The sequence below is a fragment of the Agromyces sp. P1_H4 genome (assembly GCF_056405255.1).
In genome coordinates, this window is the sequence record NZ_JBFUCL010000437.1 from 1 (window position 1) to 2,584 (window position 2,584).

Sequence of the window (2,584 nt, forward strand, 5' to 3'; positions counted from 1 at the left end):
CCCGGAACGCGACGAACGGCCGCTCGGGCACGACGTCGCCGTCGATCACCGGGGCGAAGCAGAACGCGCCGGCGTAGGCGTCGGGGGTGCGGATCTGGAGCTCGACCGACGCGGCGACGAGGTCTTCGGCGTTCGACTCGGTCAGCAGCTGCGGCGCGCTCGCCGTTCCGGCGTTCAGCGCGCCGGGCTGCCCCCGCACCGCCCGCACCGCGCGCTCGCGCACGACGTCGCGCAGGATGGCGAGGTACTCCGCCGCCCACCGCCCGGTCATCGCCGGCGGGTACACCGCGTCCGGCGGCGCGCTCTGCGCGATGGCGCCGGCGAAGAGTCCGCGCGCCGACGGGGTGGCCATCAGCGTGGTGACCGCATTGCCCCCAGCCGACTCGCCGAACACCGTCACCCGCTCTGCGTCTCCGCCGAACGCGCCGATGTTGTGCCGCACCCACTCGAGCAGGGCGACCTGGTCGCGCAGTCCCAGGTTGCGATCGAACGGTCGTTCCTTGGTGCCGTACCGCGTGAAGTCGAGGTAGCCGAGCGCTCCGAGCCGGTAGTTGAAGCTCACGTACACGACGCGTCCGCTGCGCACGAACCCCTCGCCCCGGCCCGAGAAGTCCCTCGAGGAGCCCGCGCTGTAGCCGCCACCGTGGATGAACACCATCACCGGCAGCAACGGTCCGCCGGGCTCGCGTGCCGGCGCATGCACGTTCACGGTCAGGCAGTCCTCGTCGGCGGCGACCGCACCGGGCAGCACGCGCGGCCGCCGCGTCACCCGGGCCTGCGGGGCGACCGCGCCGTAGTCCGAGGCGTCGCGAACCCCGGGCCACGGATGCACCGGAGCCGGCGCCCTGAACCGCAGCTCGCCGACCGGCGGTGCCGCATAGGGGATGCCGCGCCAGGAGAGCACGTCGCCCTCGCGGACTCCGCGCACGACGCCCCCGGTGACGCGAACCTCGAGCCGGTCGTCCGTTCCGGGGTGTGCGGTCATGCCCGCGTGCACCTCATCCACGCCATTCAAGCCCTGTCGCGACCGCGCCGCCACTGCTGGCGGCCGCATCCGACCGTTCGACGCGAGCAGTCAGCGACCGAGCAGGTCGCTCAGCCAGCCGGGCCCGGCGACGAGGGCCGCCTCGGGCAGGCGGGCCCGCAGGCCGCGATCGGCCGTTACGACGAGCACGCGCTCCGCCGCGGCATCCGACTCGCGGGCGGCCGCCGCGATCGCGCTGTCGCCGTCAGCCGGCGCACGCACCAGCTCGATGCCATCGGGGGCGGCGACCCCCTTCGCCTGGCCCTCCACGACGGCCACGATCCGCTCGAGCACCACCACCGAGCCGTCAGGAGCCGTGACGGCTCGACCGACGAGCGCAGGCATCGGCGCGAGCAGCCGAGCGGCGGCGCCCGCGCGGTCCTTCCACCAGCCGTCGGGGCGCGAGCCCATGACGTTGGCCACGTCGACCACGAGGGTCACGCGTCGGCGCTCACCTCGGCGGGCTCCCACGCGAACCCGTCGGGGTCGGTGAGGGCGCGGCTCCCGCCGCCGATGACGATGCGGTGCGAACCACTGCCTTCCGGCGCGACCCCGGCCGACTTCGCCAGCGCGCGACGCTTGTAGAGCCCCAGCGAGATCGGGCTCGTCGGCATGTCGAAGTCGACGTAGGAGCCGAAGCTCTTGCCCACCTTCAGGCCGAGGTCGGTGTAGAACTTCTTGCTCGCGCCCACGTCCTCGACGCCGAGCAGGAGCACGACGGACTCGATGTCGCGGGTGGCGGGGCGGGTGTCCTTCTTCGACGAGGTCGCGAGGTTCCAGATGGACCCGTCGGGCGCCTGCACGACTCCGCCGAAGCCCCACATGGACTTGGCGGCCGGCTTGAGCACCGTGGCGCCCGCCGCGATCGCTGACTCGGAGAAGCTGAGGGCGTCGGCGGGCTGCGCCACGGTGATGGAGAGGGTGTATCCGCGGAAGCCCGTCGTCGGGGCATCCGATGCCCGGAACCGGATGCGGTCGCCGAGCCCGAAGGCGGCGTCGGAGAAGCGTTCGGCGGCCGTGGTGTCGGCCACCTCGAGGGTGATGAAGTCGATGCTGTTCATGACCATCACGCTACGGATGCCGCCCCTCGGGCTGCTTCTTCGTTCCTGCTCGATCACCTTGGCGCCAGTATCCTGACGGCGTGACGTCATCGCCCACTCCCGCACGCGGCCCCGCGCGAGTCATCCTGCTCGTGGCCTGGGCGATCGTCGCGCTCGCGGCGGCGGTCGGCGTGCTGTTCGGCGCACTCACCGCCGCGCTGAACGGGGCCGGCTTCGACACGACGGTGTCGGATTCGACGCCGCTCTTCGTGCTGTGCCTGGTCGCGAGCGTGGGCGCCGGCGTGTGCGGCATCCTGCTCGGCGGCCGCTGGTGGACGGCTCCCCTCGTGGCGGCGCCCGCTCTGCTCTTCGCGGCGAGCTGGATCTTCGGCGGTCAGTGGGTGTCGACGCCGCTCACCGCGAGTCCCATCGTCACGGCCGTCGGCGTCGTGTGCGTGCTCGCGCTGCCGAGGCGCCGCGCCGCCGCCGCGGCCTCGGCCGCCCGCTGACGGGTCAGAGC

General features: G+C 73.3%; 4 protein-coding genes. 1 reads left to right on the forward strand and 3 read right to left on the reverse strand.

What is annotated here, in order from left to right:
• The 3 genes from AC1DY2_RS18470 to AC1DY2_RS18480 all read right to left on the reverse strand — a co-directional run.
• The coding region (locus AC1DY2_RS18470; protein WP_476763741.1) for a carboxylesterase family protein at positions 1–985 on the reverse strand (985 nt) is incomplete at its 3' end.
• Positions 986–1,075: 90 nt separating this feature from the next.
• The gene (locus tag AC1DY2_RS18475) at positions 1,076–1,465 is read right to left on the reverse strand and encodes a hypothetical protein (RefSeq protein ID WP_476763742.1); all 390 of its coding nucleotides are present in this window, start codon (positions 1,463–1,465) and stop codon (positions 1,076–1,078) included.
• A complete protein-coding gene (locus AC1DY2_RS18480; protein WP_476763743.1) occupies positions 1,462–2,085 on the reverse strand; it encodes a glyoxalase in 624 nt (207 codons plus the stop codon). The genes AC1DY2_RS18475 and AC1DY2_RS18480 overlap by 4 nt, the downstream gene beginning before the upstream one ends.
• A gap of 80 nt (positions 2,086–2,165) precedes the next feature.
• On the opposite strand from AC1DY2_RS18480, the gene AC1DY2_RS18485 reads away from it, so the two are divergent.
• Positions 2,166–2,573, forward strand: coding sequence for a hypothetical protein (locus AC1DY2_RS18485; protein WP_476763744.1), 408 nt, complete (start codon positions 2,166–2,168; stop codon positions 2,571–2,573).
• Positions 2,574–2,584: the final 11 nt, after the last annotated feature.

Excerpts from the sequence above, each read along its gene's own strand:
- AC1DY2_RS18480 (WP_476763743.1), bottom strand. The coding sequence starts at position 2,085 with ATGAACAGCATCGACTTCATCACCCTCGAGGTGGCCGACACCACGGCC.